20 protein-coding genes are annotated in these 19,289 nt (G+C 68.8%); 9 read left to right on the plus strand and 11 right to left on the minus strand.

Annotated elements, in window-relative coordinates; all coding sequences use genetic code 11:
- Positions 1-16 precede the first annotated feature (16 nt).
- The 3 genes from AB0I34_RS27150 (at position 17) to AB0I34_RS27160 (ending at position 2,200) form a co-directional block, all read left to right on the plus strand.
- Positions 17-676, plus strand: coding sequence for a TrmH family RNA methyltransferase (locus AB0I34_RS27150; protein ID WP_360450223.1), 660 nt, complete (start codon positions 17-19; stop codon positions 674-676).
- Entirely contained in the window at positions 676-1,911 is a 1,236-nt protein-coding gene (locus tag AB0I34_RS27155) for an alpha-amylase family protein (protein WP_360450126.1), read from the plus strand. Before AB0I34_RS27150 ends, AB0I34_RS27155 begins: the two co-directional genes overlap by 1 nt.
- 100 nt (positions 1,912-2,011) lie before the next feature.
- Positions 2,012-2,200: a hypothetical protein gene (locus AB0I34_RS27160; protein WP_360450128.1), complete on the plus strand. Its 189-nt coding sequence runs from the start codon at positions 2,012-2,014 to the stop codon at positions 2,198-2,200.
- Here the strand turns inward: AB0I34_RS27160 and AB0I34_RS27165 are convergent.
- From AB0I34_RS27165 to AB0I34_RS27190, 6 genes are read right to left on the minus strand one after another with little or no spacing between them, the layout of a single operon-like run.
- Complete coding sequence (locus AB0I34_RS27165) at positions 2,189-3,928, minus strand: FAD-dependent monooxygenase (protein ID WP_360450131.1); 1,740 nt, start codon at positions 3,926-3,928, stop codon at positions 2,189-2,191. The genes AB0I34_RS27160 and AB0I34_RS27165 overlap by 12 nt on opposite strands.
- On the minus strand, positions 3,925-4,809 hold the full coding sequence (locus tag AB0I34_RS27170; RefSeq protein WP_360450134.1) for a dioxygenase: 885 nt from the start codon (positions 4,807-4,809) through the stop codon (positions 3,925-3,927). Before AB0I34_RS27170 ends, AB0I34_RS27165 begins: the two co-directional genes overlap by 4 nt.
- Positions 4,806-6,002 (minus strand): thiolase family protein, encoded by a 1,197-nt coding sequence (locus tag AB0I34_RS27175; RefSeq protein WP_360450136.1) that lies wholly within the window; start codon positions 6,000-6,002, stop codon positions 4,806-4,808. The genes AB0I34_RS27170 and AB0I34_RS27175 overlap by 4 nt, the downstream gene beginning before the upstream one ends.
- Positions 5,999-7,048: a maleylacetate reductase gene (locus AB0I34_RS27180; RefSeq protein WP_360450139.1), complete on the minus strand. Its 1,050-nt coding sequence runs from the start codon at positions 7,046-7,048 to the stop codon at positions 5,999-6,001. Before AB0I34_RS27180 ends, AB0I34_RS27175 begins: the two co-directional genes overlap by 4 nt.
- 54 nt (positions 7,049-7,102) lie before the next feature.
- The gene (locus tag AB0I34_RS27185) at positions 7,103-7,882 is read right to left on the minus strand and encodes a CoA-transferase (protein ID WP_360450142.1); all 780 of its coding nucleotides are present in this window, start codon (positions 7,880-7,882) and stop codon (positions 7,103-7,105) included.
- Complete coding sequence (locus tag AB0I34_RS27190) at positions 7,875-8,708, minus strand: CoA-transferase (RefSeq protein ID WP_360450145.1); 834 nt, start codon at positions 8,706-8,708, stop codon at positions 7,875-7,877. Before AB0I34_RS27190 ends, AB0I34_RS27185 begins: the two co-directional genes overlap by 8 nt.
- Positions 8,709-8,771: 63 nt before the next feature.
- Between AB0I34_RS27190 and AB0I34_RS27195 the strand changes: the two genes are divergently transcribed.
- The gene (locus tag AB0I34_RS27195) at positions 8,772-9,554 is read left to right on the plus strand and encodes an IclR family transcriptional regulator C-terminal domain-containing protein (RefSeq protein WP_360450148.1); all 783 of its coding nucleotides are present in this window, start codon (positions 8,772-8,774) and stop codon (positions 9,552-9,554) included.
- A 963-nt stretch (positions 9,555-10,517) separates the two neighbouring features.
- Here AB0I34_RS27195 and AB0I34_RS27200 read toward each other — a convergent pair.
- Together AB0I34_RS27200 and AB0I34_RS27205 are read right to left on the minus strand one after the other, a co-directional pair.
- Positions 10,518-10,916 carry a VOC family protein gene (locus AB0I34_RS27200; RefSeq protein ID WP_360450151.1) on the minus strand — a complete coding sequence of 133 codons (399 nt, stop codon included), beginning with the start codon at positions 10,914-10,916 and terminating at the stop codon, positions 10,518-10,520.
- 175 nt (positions 10,917-11,091) lie between these two features.
- Entirely contained in the window at positions 11,092-12,111 is a 1,020-nt protein-coding gene (locus AB0I34_RS27205) for an SIS domain-containing protein (protein WP_360450154.1), read from the minus strand.
- Between the two features lie 139 nt (positions 12,112-12,250).
- Here AB0I34_RS27205 and AB0I34_RS27210 point away from each other — a divergent pair, with 139 nt between their 5' ends.
- Both AB0I34_RS27210 and fbaA read left to right on the plus strand, forming a co-directional pair.
- Positions 12,251-12,970 carry a GntR family transcriptional regulator gene (locus tag AB0I34_RS27210; protein WP_132156117.1) on the plus strand — a complete coding sequence of 240 codons (720 nt, stop codon included), beginning with the start codon at positions 12,251-12,253 and terminating at the stop codon, positions 12,968-12,970.
- Positions 12,971-13,171: 201 nt separating this feature from the next.
- Positions 13,172-14,197, plus strand: coding sequence for a class II fructose-bisphosphate aldolase (fbaA, locus tag AB0I34_RS27215; RefSeq protein WP_360450157.1), 1,026 nt, complete (start codon positions 13,172-13,174; stop codon positions 14,195-14,197).
- Between the two features lie 87 nt (positions 14,198-14,284).
- On the opposite strand, the gene AB0I34_RS27220 is transcribed toward fbaA, so the two are convergent.
- The 3 genes from AB0I34_RS27220 to AB0I34_RS27230 all read right to left on the minus strand — a co-directional run bounded on the left by AB0I34_RS27220 (position 14,285) and on the right by AB0I34_RS27230 (position 16,551).
- Positions 14,285-15,238, minus strand: coding sequence for a type IV toxin-antitoxin system AbiEi family antitoxin domain-containing protein (locus tag AB0I34_RS27220; protein ID WP_360450160.1), 954 nt, complete (start codon positions 15,236-15,238; stop codon positions 14,285-14,287).
- Positions 15,239-15,327: 89 nt separating this feature from the next.
- On the minus strand, positions 15,328-16,089 hold the full coding sequence (locus AB0I34_RS27225; protein WP_360450162.1) for a GNAT family N-acetyltransferase: 762 nt from the start codon (positions 16,087-16,089) through the stop codon (positions 15,328-15,330).
- 12 nt (positions 16,090-16,101) lie between these two features.
- Positions 16,102-16,551 carry an HNH endonuclease gene (locus AB0I34_RS27230; protein ID WP_131512166.1) on the minus strand — a complete coding sequence of 150 codons (450 nt, stop codon included), beginning with the start codon at positions 16,549-16,551 and terminating at the stop codon, positions 16,102-16,104.
- Between the two features lie 145 nt (positions 16,552-16,696).
- On the opposite strand from AB0I34_RS27230, the gene AB0I34_RS27235 reads away from it, so the two are divergent.
- The 3 genes from AB0I34_RS27235 to AB0I34_RS27245 all read left to right on the plus strand — a co-directional run bounded on the left by AB0I34_RS27235 (position 16,697) and on the right by AB0I34_RS27245 (position 19,270).
- Complete coding sequence (locus AB0I34_RS27235) at positions 16,697-17,104, plus strand: DUF3151 domain-containing protein (protein WP_360450165.1); 408 nt, start codon at positions 16,697-16,699, stop codon at positions 17,102-17,104.
- Between the two features lie 43 nt (positions 17,105-17,147).
- Positions 17,148-17,894 carry a 2-phosphosulfolactate phosphatase gene (locus tag AB0I34_RS27240; protein ID WP_360450168.1) on the plus strand — a complete coding sequence of 249 codons (747 nt, stop codon included), beginning with the start codon at positions 17,148-17,150 and terminating at the stop codon, positions 17,892-17,894.
- A 155-nt stretch (positions 17,895-18,049) separates the two neighbouring features.
- Positions 18,050-19,270, plus strand: coding sequence for an MFS transporter (locus tag AB0I34_RS27245; RefSeq protein ID WP_360450170.1), 1,221 nt, complete (start codon positions 18,050-18,052; stop codon positions 19,268-19,270).
- The last annotated feature ends 19 nt before the right edge of the window (positions 19,271-19,289 follow it).

The raw sequence follows: 19,289 nt of genomic DNA on the forward strand, positions 1-19,289 counted from the left end.
CCCAGCTGTGCAGGAGCTGAGTGGCGAGGAGAAGAGAGACCTGATCGGAGCCGACCTGGTCGGGCCGAACGAGGTCGGCGTCGGCCCGTGGCAGGGCGAGTGGCCCGAGGACCCGCGGCTGGACCCGGAGCTGCTCGCGTCCGGTGACCGGCGCAACGTGGTCGACAAGTACCGCTATTGGACACTCGACGCGATCGTCGAAGATCTGGACCAGCAGCGGCACCCGTTCCACGTCGCGATCGAGAACTGGCAGCACGACCTGAACATCGGCTCGGTGGTCCGGACGGCGAACGCTTTCCTGGCGGCCGAGGTACACATCGTCGGCAACCGGAAGTGGAATCGCCGCGGGGCCATGGTCACCGACCGCTACCAACACGTCCGCCACCACCCGCGCCTCGAGGACCTGGCGTCGTACGCCGCCGAGCGGGATCTCCCGGTGATCGGGATCGACAACCTGCCCGGCTCGGTCCCGCTGGAGACGTATGACCTGCCCGCCGGATGCGTGCTGCTGTTCGGTCAGGAAGGGCCGGGGCTGACCGCCGAAGCGCACGAGATCTGCGCCGACGTGCTGTCGATCGCGCAGTTCGGGTCCACCCGGTCGATCAACGCGAGCGCGGCCGCGGCGATCGCCATGCACGCGTGGGTCCGTCGCCACACCTTCGGTCAGGAGACCTGATGTGGGCTGACCACGTGATCTGGTGGCAGGTCTACCCCCTCGGCTTCGCCGGCGCGGAGAAGACCGCGGGTACGTCGGTCGTGCATCGCCTGCCCCAGTTGGAGAATTGGCTCGACTACGCGGTCGAACTTGGTTGCTCAGGGCTCCTACTGGGCCCGGTGTTCGCCGCGGAGACGCACGGTTACGACACCATCGACCACTTCCGGATCGATCCCCGGCTGGGTGACGAAGCGGACTTCGACCGCTTGGTCGCGGCCGCGCACGACCGTGGTCTGCGGATCGCGCTGGACGGGGTGTTCAACCACGTCGCGCGGTCTTTCAACGGGCCCGACGAGTGGTTCCGGCGTCGTCCGGACGGATCGCTCGACAGTTTCGAGGGCCACGACCACCTTGTCGCGCTGGATCACAGCCGGCCCGAGGTGGCGCAGTACGTCTCCGAGGTGCTCGGTCACTGGCTCGAGCGAGGTGTCGACGGTTGGCGGCTGGATGCGGCGTACGCCGTACCGCCCGAGTTCTGGCAGGCGGCGCTGCCGCGGGACCGATTCCCGGAGGCGTGGTTCTTCGGTGAGGTGATCCACGGCGACTACTCCGGGTACGTCACGAGGAGCGGGCTCGACTCGGTGACGCAGTACGAACTGTGGAAGGCGATCTGGAGCTCGCTGAACGACGGCAACTTCTTCGAGCTCGCCTACGCCCTCGAGCGGCATGATGCGCTGCTGGACACGTTCGTGCCGCAGACGTTCGTCGGCAATCATGACGTGACGCGGCTCGCGACCCGCCTGGACGACGAGCGGCACCTCGGTCACGCGCTGGCGATCCTGTTCACCGTCGCCGGCGTGCCGAGCGTGTACTACGGCGACGAGCAGGCCTTCCGCGGGCTCAAGGAGGATCGCGAGGGAGGCGACGACGCGATCCGGCCGGAGTTCCCGGCGACGACCGCAGAGTTGGATCCGTCCGGCTGGCCGACGTACGAGCTGCATCAATGGCTGATCGGCGTACGGCGGCAGCACGCATGGCTGACGCGGAGCCGGACGAAGGTCGAGCACCTGACCAACACGGCGATTGCTCTGCGGTCCGGCAGTGGCGACGACTCGGTGCTGCTTCTGCTGAACGTCTCGGACGAGGCCTACGACTTCCCTGTGGAGGCCGGTGATCCGCTGACCGTGGCGGCGCACAGCTGGAGATTGTTGACGGAACGCGTAACCCCCGGCGAGGGTGCCGCGTTGTCCCAGTGACAGAAGTGAGGCTTCTCGACCAAAGTCAGCCCCAACTCGGGCGGGGCGGCACGCATCGTCGGTGTCGTACTGGGTTTGTGACGGGAACAGGGGGTAGTTGATGAGTTCTCTGTGGGACGAACTGATTCATGAGCTCGGGACCGTGCGCGCCCTGAGCGCTGCTGCACTCGAGGCGCGCACGGAAACGTCGCGGGTGGCGCTGATCACCCTCCTCGACGCCGAGGCCGCCGAAATCTCGGCGATTCTCGACCAGATCCTGCGGGAGGCCCAGCCGACCTCAGCGGCCTAGCAACTGCGTGAAGGCTTGCTGGAGGGCGTCGGTGGCGTCGGTGGCGTCGTCGGGAAGCTCGGACGCGCGGAAGGCGATGTGCGCGTCCGGGCGGACCAGGAGACAGCCGTGGTCCGGGATCTCGCGCGCCCGCGACCAGTCGCCGTACAGGTCCTCCAGCTCGCGGCCCGGCCCGATCACGTACGGCTCGATCGGTACGCCGAGATGCTCGGACACGGACTGCGCGGCCTTCACCCAGGCCTCGCCACCGATCCCGGTGAGCAGCGTGAACCGGCCCTTGCCGACCACGTCGAGGGTGCTGACGGTCTCCGAGCCGCGGGTCAGCCAGCAGTGCGGGATCCGGGCGCCCGGCCAGGTCGTCGGGTGGTAGTACAGCTCAGCATCCCGCTCGTACGCCGGCTCCGGCGTACCGTCCGGAATCACGGCGGCCGAGTGGTACCGCTGGCCGAGCTCGACGCCGTGCGCGTTGAACTCGTAGTCCTTGAGCTCGATCGCGGTCCGCAGTTCGTCGCGCTGCGCGGCGCCCTCCGGGGTGTCGTCCTTACGTGACTCGATCGTCCGTCCGGCCGGCGCGTCCGGCGTCATGCCGAGCGCGCGGAAGATCTGGCCGAACTGGGTGCGGCTCTTGTTGGCCCGCTCGACGATCTGCTGCGCGATCGGCGTCCGCTCCGCGTCGTACGTCTCCAGCAGGCTCGGGTCCGCCTGGCCGCGCAGGACCAGCGCCAGCTTCCAGGCCAGGTTGTACGCGTCCTGGATGGACGTGTTCGAGCCGAGTCCGTTGCTCGGCGGATGCCGGTGGATCGCGTCACCCATGCAGAACACGCGGCCGTTCGAGGCCTTCTCGGCGTACATGTGGTTGACGCTCCACACCGACGTACTCTTCAGCTTCACGCCGATCGTGTCGTCACCCACCAGGTTGTGCACGATCTCAGTCGCCATCGCCTCGTCGACCACCGGCGCGGGCTGGGAGATGTCGTAGCCCCAGACGATCAGCCACTCGTTCCACGGCCGGACCATCCGCACCAGGCCGGCGCCGATGCCGCCGATCTGTGCACCCGGCTGGAGCACCCAGTACAGCACGCTCGGGCGGTGGGCGACGTACTTGGACAGGTCGGCCTCGAAGACGATGTTCATCGAGCCCTCGATGTCCATCGCGCCCGCCATCGGCAGCCCGATGTCCTGTGCGACCTTGCTGCGCCCGCCGTCCGCGCCGATCAGGTACTTGGCACGGATCTGGTACGTCTCTCCGCTCAGCCGGTCGCGGACCGTCGCAGTGACTCCGTCATCGTCCTGCTCCAGCGACACGTACTCCGTGTCGAACCGGACTCGCGCACCACGGCCTGCCGCCGTACTCACCAGGATCGGTTCGAAGAGCGTCTGCGGCAGGTCGCAGGGGAGGGTCGGGCTCGCCTCGGTGTAGTCGGCCAGCCGGCGCGGGTGCGTACCCCAGGTGCGGATCCGGCCGATCTCCTCACCGGCCAGGCTGGTGCAGAACGCGGTCTGGCCCATCAGATGATGCGCCGTGCCCTTGTCGATGATCTGATCCTCGATGCCCATGTCGCGCATCAACTCGACCGTGCGCTGGTTCGTGATGTGGGCGCGCGGGGTGTTGGCCGTCCAGCCGTAGCGGGTCAGGACGATGTTGTCGATGCCATACGTGGACAGGAACAGCGAGGCGGCGCCACCGGCAGGGCCGGTGCCCACGATGAGAACATCCGTCGTGATCACTGCTCGGCCTCCTCGGTGGTCGCGAGAATCAGGTCGTAGTCGACGGTGTAGAAGGGTTCGTCGAAGGTCCTGCCATCCGGCGCCGTACAGGCAGGATGCTCGACGAAGTCGGCGATCAGCGAGTCCTTGACGCCGAAGACCGCATCCTTCGCGAGGTACTCGTCACCTCTCGCGAACACGTGCGTGATCAGTCGGGCGTAACCAGGTGCGGTCACCATGAAGTGGACGTGCGCCGGCCGCATCGCGCCGCGGCCGCCTGCCCTCAGCAGCCCGCCGACCGGTCCGTCGTCCGGGATCGGATAGGCAACCGGTCGCACTGCCCAGAACGAGTAGTTGCCCTCGGCATCGGTCGTCTGATGGCCGCGGTTCTGCGGACCGTCGGTGTCCTTCTGAACGTCGTAGAAGCCGTCCTCGTCGGCCTGCCAGGTCTCCACCAGCGCTCCCGCGATCGGCTCGCCCTTGGTGCTCAGGACCCGGCCGCTCACCAGGCACGGATGTCCGGGAGCGCCGTTCGAGATGTCCCCGCCGAGTTCGACCGCGGGCGAGCCCTCGACGAAGAACGGCCCGAAAACAGTGGACTCGGTGGCGCCCGTCGACTTCGGATTGCCGAGGCCGACGGTGAGCATCGAGAGCCCGAGTACGTCGGCCAGCAGGACGAACTCCTGTCTGGTGCCCGTCGAGATCTGCCCGGTCCGGGTCAGGAAGTCGATCGCGGTGAAGTACTCCGCCTCGGTCAGCTTCACCTCCCGCGCGAACTCGTGCAGGTGCCGCACCAGCGCGCTCATCACCGCCTTGGTCCGCGGGTCCGGGCTGCCGTCGAAGCTGGCCACCACCGCATCGGTCAGGTCGTCGCCTTGCAGATCCATCCGGTTGCTCCTCATGCCTCGATCACCATCGCGAGGCCTTGGCCGACGCCGATGCACAACGTCGCCAGGCCGAAGCCACCGCCGCGCCGCTTCAGTTCGTGCGCGAGAGTGGTCAGAATGCGGGTTCCCGAACTGCCCAGTGGATGCCCGAGCGCGATCGCTCCGCCGTTCACATTCACCTTGTCCCGATCCAGGTCTGGCCATTGCTGCAGGCAAGCAAGGCTTTGGGCCGCGTACGCCTCGTTGAGCTCGACCAGGGTGAGATCGTCCCAGCCGATGCCCGCCTTCTTCAGCGCCTTGTTCGACGCCTCGACCGGTCCGATCCCGAAGTACTGCGGATCCACCGCGTGTACTGCCCTGCTGACGATCCGCGCCATCGGGGCCAGGCCCAGCCGGCCGGCGGTGTCCTCATCGGCGATCAGTACGGCGGATGCGCCGTCGTTCAACGTGGATGCGTTGCCGGCGGTCACCGTCCCCGTGCCGTCGGTGCGGAAGGCCGGCTTGAGTTTGGCCATCACCTCGGGGGTGCCGCCGTCGCGGATCGACTCGTCGCGGGTGAGCGGCTGCCCCTTGATAGCGAGGTGCTCCCACGGCACGATCTCCGCGTCGAACGCGCCCGCCGCCCACGCCTTCGCGGCCTTCTCGTGGCTCTCGAGCGCGAACAGGTCCTGCGCTTCGCGGGTGACGCCGTACTTCTCGGCCAGTCGCTCGGTCGCTTCGCCGAGCGAGATCGTCCAGTCCTTCGGCATCTTCGGGTTGACCAGCCGCCAGCCGAGGGAGGTCGACTCGGCGGTCATGCTGCCGTGCGGATAGGCGCGTTCGGGCTTCGGGAGTACCCAGGGCGCGCGGCTCATCGACTCCACGCCACCGGCGATGACCAGGCTGGCGTCGTTCGTCTCGACCGCCCGCGCTGCCTGGATCGCGGCTTCGAGCCCGGATCCGCAGAGACGGTTGACCGTCGTACCGGGGACGCTGGTGGGGAAGCCGGCCAGGAGTGCGGCCATTCGGGCGACGTCGCGGTTCTCCTCGCCGGCGCCGTTGGCGTTGCCGAGGAAGACGTCGTCCAGCTCGGCCGGGTCGATGCCGGTGCGGCCGGCGAGTTCTTGGAGGGTCGCCGCGGCGAGGTCGTCGGGACGGGCTGCCGCGAGCGCGCCACCGAGTTTGCCGACGGGGGTGCGGACCGCGTCCAGCAGGAAGGCGGATCTCATCGGGTCGCTCCTTCGGGCCGGATACCGGCCCATGCGCGGGTGAGGATGTCGTGCAGGAGCTCGGGCGGAGCTCCCCGGAACGTGCGCGCGGCTTCCTCAGCCTGGTCCTCGGTCAGGCCGAGGTCCCTCAGGTTGGTGGAGATGCCGGCGTCGGTGAATAGGTCATACAGCCCGGTCGCCAGGTCGTCGGTGCCGAGCGCCGCCTCGAGCCGTGCCATGGCCTGCGGTACTTCTGTTGCCTTGACACGGGTCACCTGCGGCAGAACCGCGGCATGGGTCTCGGCGTGCGGGAGGTTGTAGGCGCCGCCGAGGAGATGGCACAGCTTGTGGTGCAGCCCGGTGCCGGCCGTCGCCAGTGCGGAGCCTCCGAGGCAGGCGCCGTACAGAAGGTTGCTCCGGGCATCGATATCGGTGGGATCCTGGAGGATCGCTCTCAGTCCTGCTGCGAGGGCTCGAGCTCCTTCGACGGCTGTCGTCTCGGTGATCGGGTCGGCCTTGGGTGTCCACACCGCCTCGACGCAGTGTGCGATGGCGTTGGCCACGCTGGCGGCCGTCACCTTCAACGGCAGATGCTGACTGAGCACCGCGTCGTAAACCACAACCTTCGGCAACACCTTCAGATCGGTGCCGGTGGTCTTGCTGCCTCCGGACGTCTCGCCCCAGACCGGGGTCATCTCGGATCCGGCGTACGTCGTAGGAACAGCCACGATGGGGAGCTCTCCGGTCAGCGCAACCGCCTTCGCCAGGCCGATCGCCGAGCCACCGCCGATCGCGACCAGCCCGTCGGCGTCGATCTCCCGCGCCTTCGCTCGCGCGTTCTCCGCAACCTCGGTCGGCACGTGCTGCGTCACCCCGTCGATCCGGCCCGCGAACCGATCCTTCAGCTCGACCTCGACCACGTCAGCCGCGTCCCGCGCCGAATTGGTCGCCACCACCAGGGCTCGTTGTACCCCGAGCAACTCGACCTCGGCCGCCACCTGATCGAGCGATCCCGCCCCGAACACCACCCGCCCGGGGAAGAACGTGTGCACGAAGTCGCTCGTCATCCACGACCACCTCGCCCGCCCCAGTCACCGGTGGGCCCTGCGGCGTACACCGCCTCAGGCATCGGCGGCCTCCCGATCGCGGAGACTGCGCAGTGCTGTCAGCTCCACCTCGGACGGCGGCTCGACAGACTTGATGCTGTCGGCAACCTTCAGCGGCCAGCCGGTTGCTGCACGCGCCTGCTCGGCGGTCACCCCTGGGTGCAGACGGGTCAGCGTCAGCTCGTTGGTGTCCGGGTCGGGCTCGAGTACGCCGTGGTCGGTGATGACCAGGGTCGGACCGGCGCCGGGAGCCTGGCGTTCGCGGCCGGTCGGGCCGTACCCGACCGAGGTCACGAAGTCGACCTGCTCGACGAATGTCCGCGGCGACTGCTTGACGATCACGATCACCCGCCCGGCCGCCGCCGCGATCTCCGGCGCACCGCCCGCACCCGGCAGCCGGGTCTTGGGGTCGCTGTGCTCGCCGATGACGGTCGTGTTGATGTTCCCGAACCGGTCGATCTGCGCCGCGCCGAGGAACCCGACGTCGATCCGTCCGGCCCCGACCCAGTAGTTGAACATCTCCGGCACCGACACCACCGCAGTCGCCGTCGCGGCCAGATCGTCGTCCCCGATCGACAACGGCAGCCGGCGCGGCTTCGCGTCGATCGCCCCGGATTCGTAGACCAGCCGGCAGTTCGGCGCATGCGTCCGCCGTGCCAGGTTGGCGGCCAGATTCGGCGGCCCGACGCCGACCAGGCACACATCCCCGTCCCGCAACTCCCGGGCTGCCGCCACGTTCATCATGTCCGCGGAGTTCCACTTAGATGTCTGCGCCACGGTGTCTTGCTCACGCATGCGCGGTCACCTCTTCCTGGGCCGCCGGCAGGCCGTTCTCCTCAGCCCACCGCAGGAACGCTGCACGATCCCGCGACACCGCGTCCCACCGCTGGTAGAAGTCGTTGTCGCGCCCGGAGTACCCGGCGGCGTACGACGGCCAGGCCCCACCCGGTACGACGCTCACCGCCGACAGCACCCAGTTCGGCAGGATCACCGCGCCGGTGTGCTCGGGGAACTCGTCGACCACCTCTTCGACCGTCACGATCGCCCGCTCCGCCGCGAGCACCGCCTCGCGCTGCACCCCGGTGATGCCCCAGAGCATGACGTTCCCGTCCCGGTCCGCCAGTTGCGCGTGGATCGCCGTGACATCGGGGTTGACCGCCTTCACCGCGGCCAGTTCCTCCCCGGTGAACGGACAGGTGACCCGGCTGATGATGTCCCGCTGCTCCTCGAGATCCGTGCCGCGGTATCCCCGCAGTACGGCGAACGGCAGCCGCGCGGCGCCGGCGACGTACGCATTGGCAAGGCCGGCGTGGCTGTGTTCGTGGACGACGAGCCGGTGCGGCCAGTGCTTCTCGACCGCGTCGCGGAGCCGGTGCAGTGAACCGACCCCCGGGTTGCCGCCGTACGAGAAGACGAGCTCGTCCGCGACGCCCAGCCCGATCAGCTGGTCGTACACGAGGTCGGGCGTCATTCGGACCAGGGTCAGGTGGCGCCGGCCCTGCCGGGCGATCTCGTGCGCGGCCGCGAAGGGGATGAGGTGGGTGAAGCCTTCGAGCGCCACGGTGTCGCCGTCGTGGACGTGCGCCGCGATCGCTTCGCTGAGAGGAACTGGACTTGGCATGCGGGCTCCGCTAGGATTTCGCTGAGCGAAAAGTTCTTCTTTCAACGAAAAGTAGGCTAGCCGATGGCTGCTGAGACGTCTACCGGGACCTTCCTGCAGGGGCTCGAGCGTGGGCTTGCGGTGATCCGTGCGTTCTCGGCGGACGCGCCGTCGCTGACGCTCAGCGAGGTGGCGCGCGACGTCGGGATCACGCCGGCGACGGCACGGCGGATCCTGCTCACGCTGGGCGAACTCGGATACGTCCGCAGCGACGGCCGGCGCTTTTCGCTCACCCCGCGGGTGCTCGCTCTCGGGTGGGCGTACCTGTCGTCGCTCGATCTCGGCGAGCTTGCGGGACCGTTCATGGAGGAGCTCACCGCGAAGACCCGCGAGTCGTGCTCGATCGCGACGCTCGACCTGCCGGACATCGTGTACGTCGCCCGCGTCCCGACCAGCCGGATCATGACCGTCGCTCTCGGAGTCGGCGCGCGGCTGCCGGCGTACCCGACCTCGATGGGTCGTGTCCTGCTGGCCGGCCTGCCGGAGGAGGAGCTGACGACCTACCTGTCGACGCTGGACGCCGAGTCGCTCACCCCCCGGACTGTGACGTCGGCGGACAAGCTCCGCGACAGCATCAACCGCGCCCGCGTCGACGGGTACGCCCTCGTCGATCAGGAGCTTGAGCTCGGCCTGCGCTCGATCGCCGCCCCCATCCGCAACGCCCGCGGCCGAACCATCGCCGCCCTCAACGTCTCCGCCCACGCCTCCCGCTCCACCCCAGCCACCCTCCGCACCGACGTCCTCCCCCACCTCCAGACAGCCGCCGCCCAAATCACCACATCCCTAACCCACCGAGGCCACCTCTAACCCACCCCGCCGCCCCCTGCCGCGCTGCCCTGCCGCGCTGCCCCGCCGCGCCCCGCCGACCCGCCGCGGCCCCGCCCTGCCCCGCCGCAGCCCGGCCCTGCCCCGGCCCCGCCGCGCCGCAGCTCTGCCGCCGCCCGCCGACCCGCCCCGGCCCCCGCCGCACCGGCTCGCCCCGAGCCCCGCCGGCGCCCGGCGCGGCGGAATCCTCGACTTTGTGCGCCGTGTGCGTACCGGATCGCCGCTCAGATGCGGATCTGGTGCACCAGGTCAAGACGAACGCGGTCCCGCCACGGCCGGCCAGTGACCGGGGGTTGGGAAGTGCAGGGGGTGGGTTGACACGGACGTGGTCCCGGCCTGGCTCGCCAGCGACGGGGGTTGGGAAGTGCGGGGGAGGTGGGTTGACACGGACGTGGTCCCGGCCTGGCTCGCCAGCGAAGGGGGGTTGGGAAGTGCGGGGGAGGTGGGTTGACACGGACGTGGTCCCGGCCTGGCTCGCCAGCGAAGGGGGGTTGGGAAGTGCGGGGGAGGTGGGTCGACACGGACGTGGTCCCGGCCTGGCTCGCCAGCGAAGGGGGGTTGGGAAGTGCGGGGGAGGTGGGTCGACACGGACGCGGTCCCGGCCTGGCCGGCTAGTGAACGGGGGCTGGGAAGCGCGGGGGAGGTGGGTCGACGCGAACGTGGTCCCGCCACGGCCCGCCAGTGAACGGGGGGCTGGGAAGTGCGGGGGACGTGGGTCGAGACGAACGTGGTCCCGACTCGGCTCGCCAGCGAACGGGGGTTCGGGGAGCGCGGGGGAAGTGGGACGGGAAGTGGGCGGGAGCAGGATCGAGGGCACAAGCATCCGGCACGCGGGCGGGACGACCAGAGGGCTCGGACAGGAAGTGGGGACCTCGGACAAGTCACGACATGTCCGCGGTCGCCGCTCCCGGTGCGCGGTCCCCGCTCGCGGTGCGCGGCGGGTGCTCAGGCCTTGAGGTCGGCGAGGATTTGGAGGTAGTGCGGGTTGTTCATGATGCCGATGATGTTGCCGAAGGGGTCGACCACGAACGCCGTGCGGAAGCCGGTGTTGTTGCCTCGCTCAACGATTCCTTCGAGCAGGGTCGCCCCGTGCGCCAGCAGGTGTTCGAGTTCGCCCTCGAGGTCGTCGACGTGCCAGTGGACGACCGCGCCGGCGGGGCCGTGACTGACGTCATGCCGTGCGTACTTCGCGTCGATGATCCCCAGCTCGCACTGGAAGTCCCCGAACCGGAACTCGACGTACGCCGGCTCCTCCGCCGACGGCACCGCGTAGTACGCCTCGATCCCGAGCAGCTTCGAGTACCACTCCCGCGCCGCCTTCACGTCGTCGGCGTAGAAACTCACGGTCGCAAACCCTCGCATCATGGTCCTGCCCCTTCCTCGGTTGCTCTTGACCACAACCCTCTCAGCCAAACTGCTCACCAAATGAGCACTTTTCCAGGAGATCTTCGAAGGAGGTCGCCGAGGAGCTGCGGGGCCGAGGAGCTGCGTCGCCGAGGAGCTGCGGGGCCGACCTGGGTCAGTCGGTTTGGGTGACTTTGCGGAGGCCTCGCGGGGCGTCGGGGTTCAGGCCCAGCTTGCGGGCTAGCGACTCGATGGCTCGCTGAGCTGGGATGACCAGGGCCAGGGGAGCCAGGGTTTCGGGGAGGTCGGGGCCTGGCAGGTTGACGTCACAGCGGGCGGCGAAGGTGGGGTCGCCGCCGATACCGAGGATCTTGCTGCCCTTCTCGCGAACGATGCCGGCCAGCTCGATCATGCCCGGAAGCGCGGGGCCTTCGCCGGCCGCGACCAGGATGGTGACCAGGTCGGCGTCGACGACCGCGATCGGGCCGTGCTTCAGGTCGGCGTACGAGAGGCCGCGGACCGGCTGGAGACAGGTCTCCTCCAGCTTGAGGGCGACCTCGAGCGTCGTACCGAACGTGAGCCCACGCCCGCTGGCAAGTACGTCGTGCGCGCCGGCGAGCAGGTCCGCAGCGGCCTCGACGGAGTTCTCCAGCATCTTCGTCGCGGCGTCGGGGACCCGGGCGATATCCGCGTCCAGTGTGCCCGGCCTCTGCGCGAGCGCATCGACGGCGACCGTGATCGCCGCGAGTTGCGTGGTGTAGGTCTTCGTGGCCGGCACCGCGAGCTCCTTGCCGGCCTGGGTGATCAGGGCAACGTCGGCGGTCGAGGCCAGCGGGCTGTCGCCGTCGTTCGTGATCCCGACGATCGCGGCGCCGTTGCGCTTGGCCCACTCGGCGGTGTCGACGATCTCCTGGGTCGCACCGGACTGGCTGACCGCGACGACCAGCGAGTTCGACAGGTCGAGGTTGGCGCCGTACAGCGTCGCCACCGACGGGGCGGCGAGTGATGCCTGCCGGCCGGCGTGGATCTCGGTCAGGTAGCGGCCGTACACGCCAGCGTTGTCCGACGATCCGCGAGCCACGAAGATCACGTGCCGGCGCCCCGCGGCCAGCCGGGTGATGTCGTGCCGCCGCGGCAGCACATGCTCGAACGTCGCGGCCAGGGCGGCCGGCTGCTCGGCGATCTCGCGCGCCATCTGGGTTTCCTGAGCGGGGACAGACACCACTGCGATCACTGGTCCTATCTGGTCTTAACAGGTATGCTGCGCACGATAGCAGTGAGCGGCGCCCCGGGGCACCCCCGAGGCTCGCCCAGGTCTGGAGGATCGAGAAGCTATGGTGGCGACCAAGCGGGCCCAGGTCCGATCGGTACTGGAACGGCTGATCGATGTCGAGCTGCATCCAGGAGATCCGATCCCCTCCGAACGCGCCCTGGTGGACAAACTGAACGTCTCCCGGGTGACCGTCCGGCAGGCGATCAGCGACCTGGTCGAGTCCGGCGCGCTGGAACGCGTGCACGGCAAGGGCACCTTCGTCACCGGGCCGCAGGTCGACTCCCAACTGCACCTCACCTCGTTCTCCCGGGAGATGCGGGCCCGTGGCCTGGAGCCCGGCACGGTGGTGCTGTCGGCCACCGAGATCGAGGCATCGGACGAGACCGCGAAGGGTCTCCGGGTCGCCAAGGGCACCAAGGTGATCCGGGTCGAACGGCTGCGCACCGCCGACGCCTCGCCGATGGCCTACGAGGTCGGCTACTACCCGTCCGCGCTCTTCCCAGGCCTGCTCGGCCGTGAGCTCGGCACCCTGTACGACGTCTTCGCCAGCGAGTACGACGTCGTCGTCACCTCCGGTGAGCAGACCGTCCGGGCGGACAACGCCGACGGTCACGTCGCCCGGGTCCTCGGTGTGGCCAGGCGGGCACCCCTGCTGGTCCTCGAGCGGACCACCTTCGCCGGCCGCAAGGTCGTGGAGCTGTCCTGGTCGGCCTACCGGGCCGATCGCTACCGGCTGCATATGGCTCTGACCCCGCGGGGCCCGCGATCCGGGTCGGCCTGAGTGGCCGCGGCCGGACCCCCGACGGACATCCGGCCGCAACGAACTGGATCTGTCCTGTTCATCAACTGGTCTACATCCCTGCCGATCGCTCCCCGGCCGCCCGGCCGGTCCGGCAGGCGGGCCGCCGGATACGACGAGGTACCGGGCGGCAATACTGGAGCTCGACCCACAAGAACTGTGTTGTGAGGAGTACCGCGAGACATGCCTATTGCCACCCCTGAGGTCTACGCCGAGATGCTGGACAAGGCCAAGCAGAACCGCTTCGCCTACCCGGCCATCAACGTCAGCTCCTCGCAGACGCTGATCGCCGCGATCCGCGGTTTCGCCGAGGCGGGCTCGGACGGCATCGTCCAGGTCTCCACCGGCGGTGCGGAGTACCTGTCCGGCTCGACCGTGAAGAACATGGTGACCGGCTCGGTCGCCCTGGCGGCGTACGCGCACGAGGTCGCCAAGAACTTCGGCGTGAACATCGCGCTGCACACCGACCACTGCCCGAAGGACAAGCTGGACCTCTTCGTCCGGCCGCTGCTGGAGATCTCTGCCGAGCGCGTCGCCCGGGGCGAGAACCCGCTGTTCCAGTCGCACATGTGGGACGGCTCGGCCGTGCCCCTGACCGAGAACCTCGAGATCGCCAAGGATCTGCTGGCCAAGACGGCCGCGGCGAAGATCGTGCTGGAGATCGAGGTCGGTGTCGTCGGCGGCGAGGAGGACGGTGTCGCCAACGAGATCAACGAGAAGCTCTACACCACGGTCGAGGACGGCCTCGCGACGGTCGAGGCGCTGGGCACCGGCGAGAACGGCCGCTACATCACCGCGCTGACCTTTGGCAACGTGCACGGCGTCTACAAGCCGGGCGCGGTCAAGCTGCGGCCGGAGATCCTGAAGGAGATCCAGGACCAGGTCGGCGCGAAGGTCGGCAAGGAGCGCCCGTTCGACCTGGTCTTCCACGGCGGCTCCGGCTCGACCCTGGAGGAGATCCGGGCCGCGGTCGACCACGGTGTGATCAAGATGAACGTCGACACCGACACGCAGTACGCATTCACCCGGCCGGCCGCCGCGCACATGTTCACGAACTACGACGGTGTGCTGAAGGTCGACGGCGACGTCGGCAACAAGAAGGCCTACGACCCGCGCGCGTGGGGCAAGGCGGCCGAGGAGGGTATGGCCAAGCGCGTCGTGGAGGCCTGCGAGAGCCTCCGCTCGGCGGGTACGGCGATCAACGCCTGACGCTCGGTACTGAACACCTGACATCTGTTGCTCCTGACAGATCTGGGGTTTCGAGGGGCTCACCGCCGAGAGCGGTGGGCCCCTCACTCACATCCGGGCACGGACGAGATCGAACCGGCGGACGCCGGTACGGCGGGATGCTCGGGCGAAGGTGGAACGGACGCGGTCGATGACGGCCGGTGGATCGTTGAGATCGGCCCAGGGGATCCAGCAGTGCTCGATCGGCAACGGGGCGGACGGGTCGGGGAGTGGGGTGGGTGCGGCTGACTCGTCCTCGTCCGGCACGAATTCGTCGTACCAGAAGGGGAAGCGCGGCTCGAACTCGAGCACTGTGCGTTCCTCCGGGAACCAGAGGGACGTGGTCTCGGGCTGGCCTGGGTCGGGTGTGTCCGCGTCCGGGGCAGGAAGCGGTGACGGCGTCGGGAAGCCGGCTCCGGCGAGGATGAAGCGCAGACGTGATTCGGCCACCGACGCCGAGCTCGTGCAGGCGAGGGACGAGATCTCGACCGAGCGTTCATTGCCGTGGTCGTGGGCTGCGCGTTTCAGCGAGCGTCTGGTGACGAGACCGGCGTACAGCGCGGCGTCGGCCAGGACCACGGCCGGCGTCTTGGGCGCGGTCGCCGCCACCTCGGCAACCGCGCGGGCGGGGGAGACCATCCGGAGCTTGTTCCACAGCTGGATGCCTGGGCCGACTGGGTCGCGGATGTGACGGTGCACGCCGCCGACGCAGCCCGGGCGACCGGCGGGCGCGGTCACGTGCACGCGGGACAGGTCGAGCCCCCAGACCGGTAGGGCATGCAGGGCCGCGGCGGATTGATGACTGGCGTAGACGTTGGGCCCGCCGGAGCGGAGAACGCGCGACACCTTCCGCAGATGCAGGACTTCTTCAGTGATCAGGATGAGCGACCGGCGCTCGGCATACGTGCCCGGCCGGATCCGGCGCCAGCCGCCGGTGTCCAGCAAGGAGTCGATATCCGGATCGGGGTAACCACAGGCCCGAGCATCAGCCCGAGTGAACACGCCGCCCCGAATCGAGGCCATCACAGCAAGTTGAGGATTCATGCCCTAGAACCTGCCGCGATCAGCCCCCTCCGCGGACCACGACTTCGAACCTGTGGAGAACCTGGGGATCACAGCCGATGCCGAACCCACACGTTCGGCTCCACATACACAGCACATCCGGCCTGGACGTCGCACCGCACGGAGACGAGAGCACCTGGAACCTCGACCGGGCCGTCCTGGTCGAACGGCAGGCTCGTCCATCGACGCCACTCCTCCAGCGACCCGGCGACTACCCAGGACGTCGGTGCCAGGCCGACGATCTCCCCACCGGCCCGGACATGCGTCCGAAGCCACGGGTCGAACGGCAGGCCGTCCGCGCGAGTCCGGGCGGCGTACTCCTGCATCGGCGTACCGGGTTCGAGGTGTTTGTGGGTCGGTCGGACGGGCGCTTGGAGCTGCCCCAGTCCAAGGTCGGTGGCAGCGTCCCGGAGGGCGGCCAGGAGGTGGCCGGCTACACCCTGTCCTTGGAGGTCTTGGGCGACGCTGATGTTGAGCGCGCAGGCGACGTCCGGTTCGAGTCCACGCTGGGCGTCCGCGAACGCCCAGACAACCGCCTGCTCCCACCCTCCGGCCGGGAGCTCCGCGCGACTCGTCAGCTGTACGGCGTGGGCGTCGCCGACGACTACACCATCACTTGTCGCCACCAGGCACGTCGTTGGGAACGTCTCGAGCGTCTGCCAGAAGTAGCCCTCGGACACTCGGTTGTGGCGCATGAACTCGGGCCAGCCCGCGACGCCGACCTCTGCACCGGCCAGCTCCGGCCGCTCGGCAACCGTGGTGATCTCCAGGAGCCGTCCGGACGGTAGTTCAATGCGCCTGGCAACGGGCATGAAAAAAGCCCGTCATGTCTGTATGACGAGCTCTGCGCGGGTTGGAACCCAGGGTTGCCAGAGGAGCGGCATGCCGGCCTCGGCGGGTGTGCGGTTGCCCTTCCGCTCGTTGCAGGTGGCATGGGCGGCCACGGCGTTCAGCCACTCGGTGCGGCCGCCCCTGGATCTGGGTTGAACATGATCCATGGTGTCGGCATTGTCGAGGCCGCAGTACGCGCACCGGAACTTGTCACGCCGGAGCACACCGTGCTTGCTGTACTTCATCCGCCCGGCCGCGTAGCGCCAATGGGTGACGACGTACCGGACCAGGCGCAGTACGCGCGGAACCGGAAAAGGGCCGATGGTCCGCTCTCCGTGCGCCTCTTCCACCACTGCGACCTCTCGGACCAGCATCCGGATGGCGTGCTGGATCGAGACGGTGTGCAGCGGCTCGTATGACGCGTTCAGGACTATGACGCTCATCCGGTGCCTCCTTCCGGCCGTAGCTGGGAACCACGGCGGCATTGACGCAGGGTCTCAAGCATCCGTGGCCGGTCGGTGAACGGTCAACGGATTTCGTCAGACGGTCACGTGCCGGTTCGGCTGCGTGATCGGCGAAGATGTGCTTATGGAATTGAACAATCTGCTCTCAGGTCCACCCGAGACACTACTCCCAGTAGACCCGGCCGCGGCGGAACTCGCCGCCGGGGCAGCTGCGGCGGACGTCGCGGCCAAGTTCCCCACGTCCTCGCTGGCCTGGGGTGTGCTGGCCGAGGCAGCCCTGGCGGGCGGCCGCACGATCGAGGCTTACGCGTACGCCCGGACCGGCTACCACCGCGGCCTGGACCTGCTCCGGCGCAACGGCTGGAAGGGCCACGGCCCGGTCCCGTGGGAGCACGAGCCGAACCGCGGCTTCCTGCGCTGCCTCGCCGCACTGGGCAAGGCAGCCGCGCTGATCGACGAGAAGGACGAGGCCGAGCGCTGCGCCACCTTCCTCCGCGACTCGTCACCCACCGCGGCCGATGCGCTGAGCTGAAACCTGGTTGTCGGGCTGGTGACTCGGCGGCATGATCCGTCGGGTGACCAGCCCGTATGCGCAGGACGGATACAGAGTCGGCTTCGACTGGGGACCGGTCGGTGCGAAGGTGGTCGCCGGCAACCTGGTGGCCGTTGTGGACGTGCTGTCGTTCACCACTGCAGTGACCGTCGCCGTCGATCAAGGCATCGACGTGTACCCGTACCGCTGGCGCGACGAGACGGCCGTTGCCTATGCCAAGCAGTACAACGCTCAGCTCGCGGTCGGCAGGTCCGAGGCGGGTCCGGGCGACATCAGCCTGTCGCCGGTCACCATCCGTCAAGCACGTGGAGTCGAGCGGTTGGTGCTCCCGTCGCCCAACGGCTCGACCATCGCGCAGCAGCTCAGCGACAGCGGTGCCACGGTGATCGCGGTGTCACTGCGCAACCGGGCTGCCGCAGCCACCTGGGTGAATGTGCGGTGCGCCAAGAAGCCGGACCTCAAGGTGGTGGCGATCGCGGCAGGGGAGCGGTGGACGGACGGATCGCTCCGACCGGCAGTGGAGGACCTCTGGGGTGCCGGTGGGTTTCTGAGCGCCCTGCGGGTGGGCGGGTTGTCGCCGGAAGCCCGAGCAGCGGTGGCGGCGTACGACGCTGTCGCAGACGAGCTGCCTGCACTGCTGTACGACTGCGCCGGCGGTCGCGAACTCACGCAGTACGGCTACCCGGACGACGTCGCAATCGCGGCGGAGGTCGACAGCAGCCAATGCGTTCCCGTTCTGAGGGACGGTAAGATGAGCGCGTCAACCTGAGCTACGACGTTACTGCCCGTTGATAGAGCCGGTAGGCGGCGCGCGTCCCCGCTTCCTGCCCGAGATATGGACGGTTGTAGGCGGACTCGGACAGACCGGTGCAGCAGGACGCCCACGGTCGGTCCCCGCCCCTCCGGGCAGCGGAAGGTACTACCGTGCCGGCACTCACCGGACGGATCCGCACGCCCGCAGCGACCTACGCAGAGGTACTGCGTACTCCCGGGGCGTGGAAGTTCTACCTAGCGGCGGCGCCGGCTCGCATCGGTATCGCCATGACCAGCCTGGGCATCGTCTGGCTGGTCCACAGTTCCACCGGCTCGTATGCTGCGGCAGGCAGCGTGACTGGTGGCTTCGCAGTCGCTGAGGCACTGGCGGGTCCACAAGTAGCACGCCTCATCGACAAGTACGGGCAGACCCGCATGCTGCCGATCACTCTGCTGGCGCACGGCCTGGCGGTGGCTCTGCTGATCGGCCTCACGCTGCAGTCGGCGCGGCTGCCGGTGCTGGTCGCTGCCGGCGTCCTCGCCGGCGGATCGCTGCCGCAAGTGGGCGCGCAGACCTCAGCCAGGTGGTCGCATGCTCTCCGCGGTAGGCCCGGGCTGTCCTCGGCGTACGCGCTGGAGTCACTCGGCACAGGCGTCGCCTTCATGGTCGGCCCAGCCCTGATAGGTACGGTCAGTAGCCTTGCCAGTCCGGTCGCCGGATCGATCCTCGCCACGACTCTGCTGTTGGCCGGCGGTCTGTCGCTGTCTGTGCAACGCAGTACGGCGCCTCCACCGGCAGTGCACGAGCGTGGAACCGGCAAGGCGCGGTTGATGCGTCCGACCTTTCTCGGTCTGATCGGGACCAACATCGGCATCGGTCTGTTCTTCGGCAGCATGCAGGTCTCGGTGACGGCGTACGCGCTGAGCACAGGCAGTCCAGGACTCGCCGGACCGCTCTACGGCGTGACCAGTCTGGTCAGTCTGTTCGCCGGACTGGCCTACGGCGCACGGCGTTGGCGCACTCCACCGCTTACCCAGCTAGCCATCGCCCTGGCGGGTCTGGCGTTGACCTGTCTGCCACTGCTCGTCGTCGACTCCCCGCTCCAGGCAGGCCTCGCGTTAGCCCTTCCAGGCTTGGCGATCGCGCCGTTCCAGATCCTGTCCGCAGTACTGACGCAGGCAGAGGTGCACCCCGCCGTACTCACGCAGGCCTTCACCTGGCTCAACTCCGGCTGCGCCGCGGGCATCGCACTAGGCGCAGCCTTCGCAGGCCACATCGTCGATGCCCACGACCCGCACTACGGCTTCCTCCTGGCGTTGCTCTCAGCAACAACCGCAGCCACGGTCGCCATCGCACTCAGGGTTGGTAAGCGGTTCCGGCGTCACGAATGACTCCGCGGGGGTAATCATC

It is taken from the genome of Kribbella sp. NPDC050281, from assembly GCF_040655855.1.
GTDB lineage: Bacteria > Actinomycetota > Actinomycetes > Propionibacteriales > Kribbellaceae > Kribbella.

Coding starts and splice junctions, on each gene's coding strand:
- AB0I34_RS27155 (WP_360450126.1), top strand. CDS start 676: ATGTGGGCTGACCACGTGATCTGGTGGCAGGTCTACCCCCTCGGCTTC.
- AB0I34_RS27160 (WP_360450128.1), top strand. CDS start 2,012: ATGAGTTCTCTGTGGGACGAACTGATTCATGAGCTCGGGACCGTGCGC.
- AB0I34_RS27170 (WP_360450134.1), bottom strand. CDS start 4,809: ATGAGGAGCAACCGGATGGATCTGCAAGGCGACGACCTGACCGATGCG.
- AB0I34_RS27175 (WP_360450136.1), bottom strand. CDS start 6,002: ATGAGATCCGCCTTCCTGCTGGACGCGGTCCGCACCCCCGTCGGCAAA.
- AB0I34_RS27180 (WP_360450139.1), bottom strand. CDS start 7,048: ATGACGAGCGACTTCGTGCACACGTTCTTCCCCGGGCGGGTGGTGTTC.
- AB0I34_RS27185 (WP_360450142.1), bottom strand. CDS start 7,882: ATGCGTGAGCAAGACACCGTGGCGCAGACATCTAAGTGGAACTCCGCG.
- AB0I34_RS27190 (WP_360450145.1), bottom strand. CDS start 8,708: ATGCCAAGTCCAGTTCCTCTCAGCGAAGCGATCGCGGCGCACGTCCAC.
- AB0I34_RS27195 (WP_360450148.1), top strand. CDS start 8,772: ATGGCTGCTGAGACGTCTACCGGGACCTTCCTGCAGGGGCTCGAGCGT.
- AB0I34_RS27205 (WP_360450154.1), bottom strand. CDS start 12,111: ATGGCGCGCGAGATCGCCGAGCAGCCGGCCGCCCTGGCCGCGACGTTC.
- AB0I34_RS27210 (WP_132156117.1), top strand. CDS start 12,251: ATGGTGGCGACCAAGCGGGCCCAGGTCCGATCGGTACTGGAACGGCTG.
- fbaA (WP_360450157.1), top strand. CDS start 13,172: ATGCCTATTGCCACCCCTGAGGTCTACGCCGAGATGCTGGACAAGGCC.
- AB0I34_RS27220 (WP_360450160.1), bottom strand. CDS start 15,238: ATGGCCTCGATTCGGGGCGGCGTGTTCACTCGGGCTGATGCTCGGGCC.
- AB0I34_RS27225 (WP_360450162.1), bottom strand. CDS start 16,089: ATGCCCGTTGCCAGGCGCATTGAACTACCGTCCGGACGGCTCCTGGAG.
- AB0I34_RS27230 (WP_131512166.1), bottom strand. CDS start 16,551: ATGAGCGTCATAGTCCTGAACGCGTCATACGAGCCGCTGCACACCGTC.
- AB0I34_RS27235 (WP_360450165.1), top strand. CDS start 16,697: ATGGAATTGAACAATCTGCTCTCAGGTCCACCCGAGACACTACTCCCA.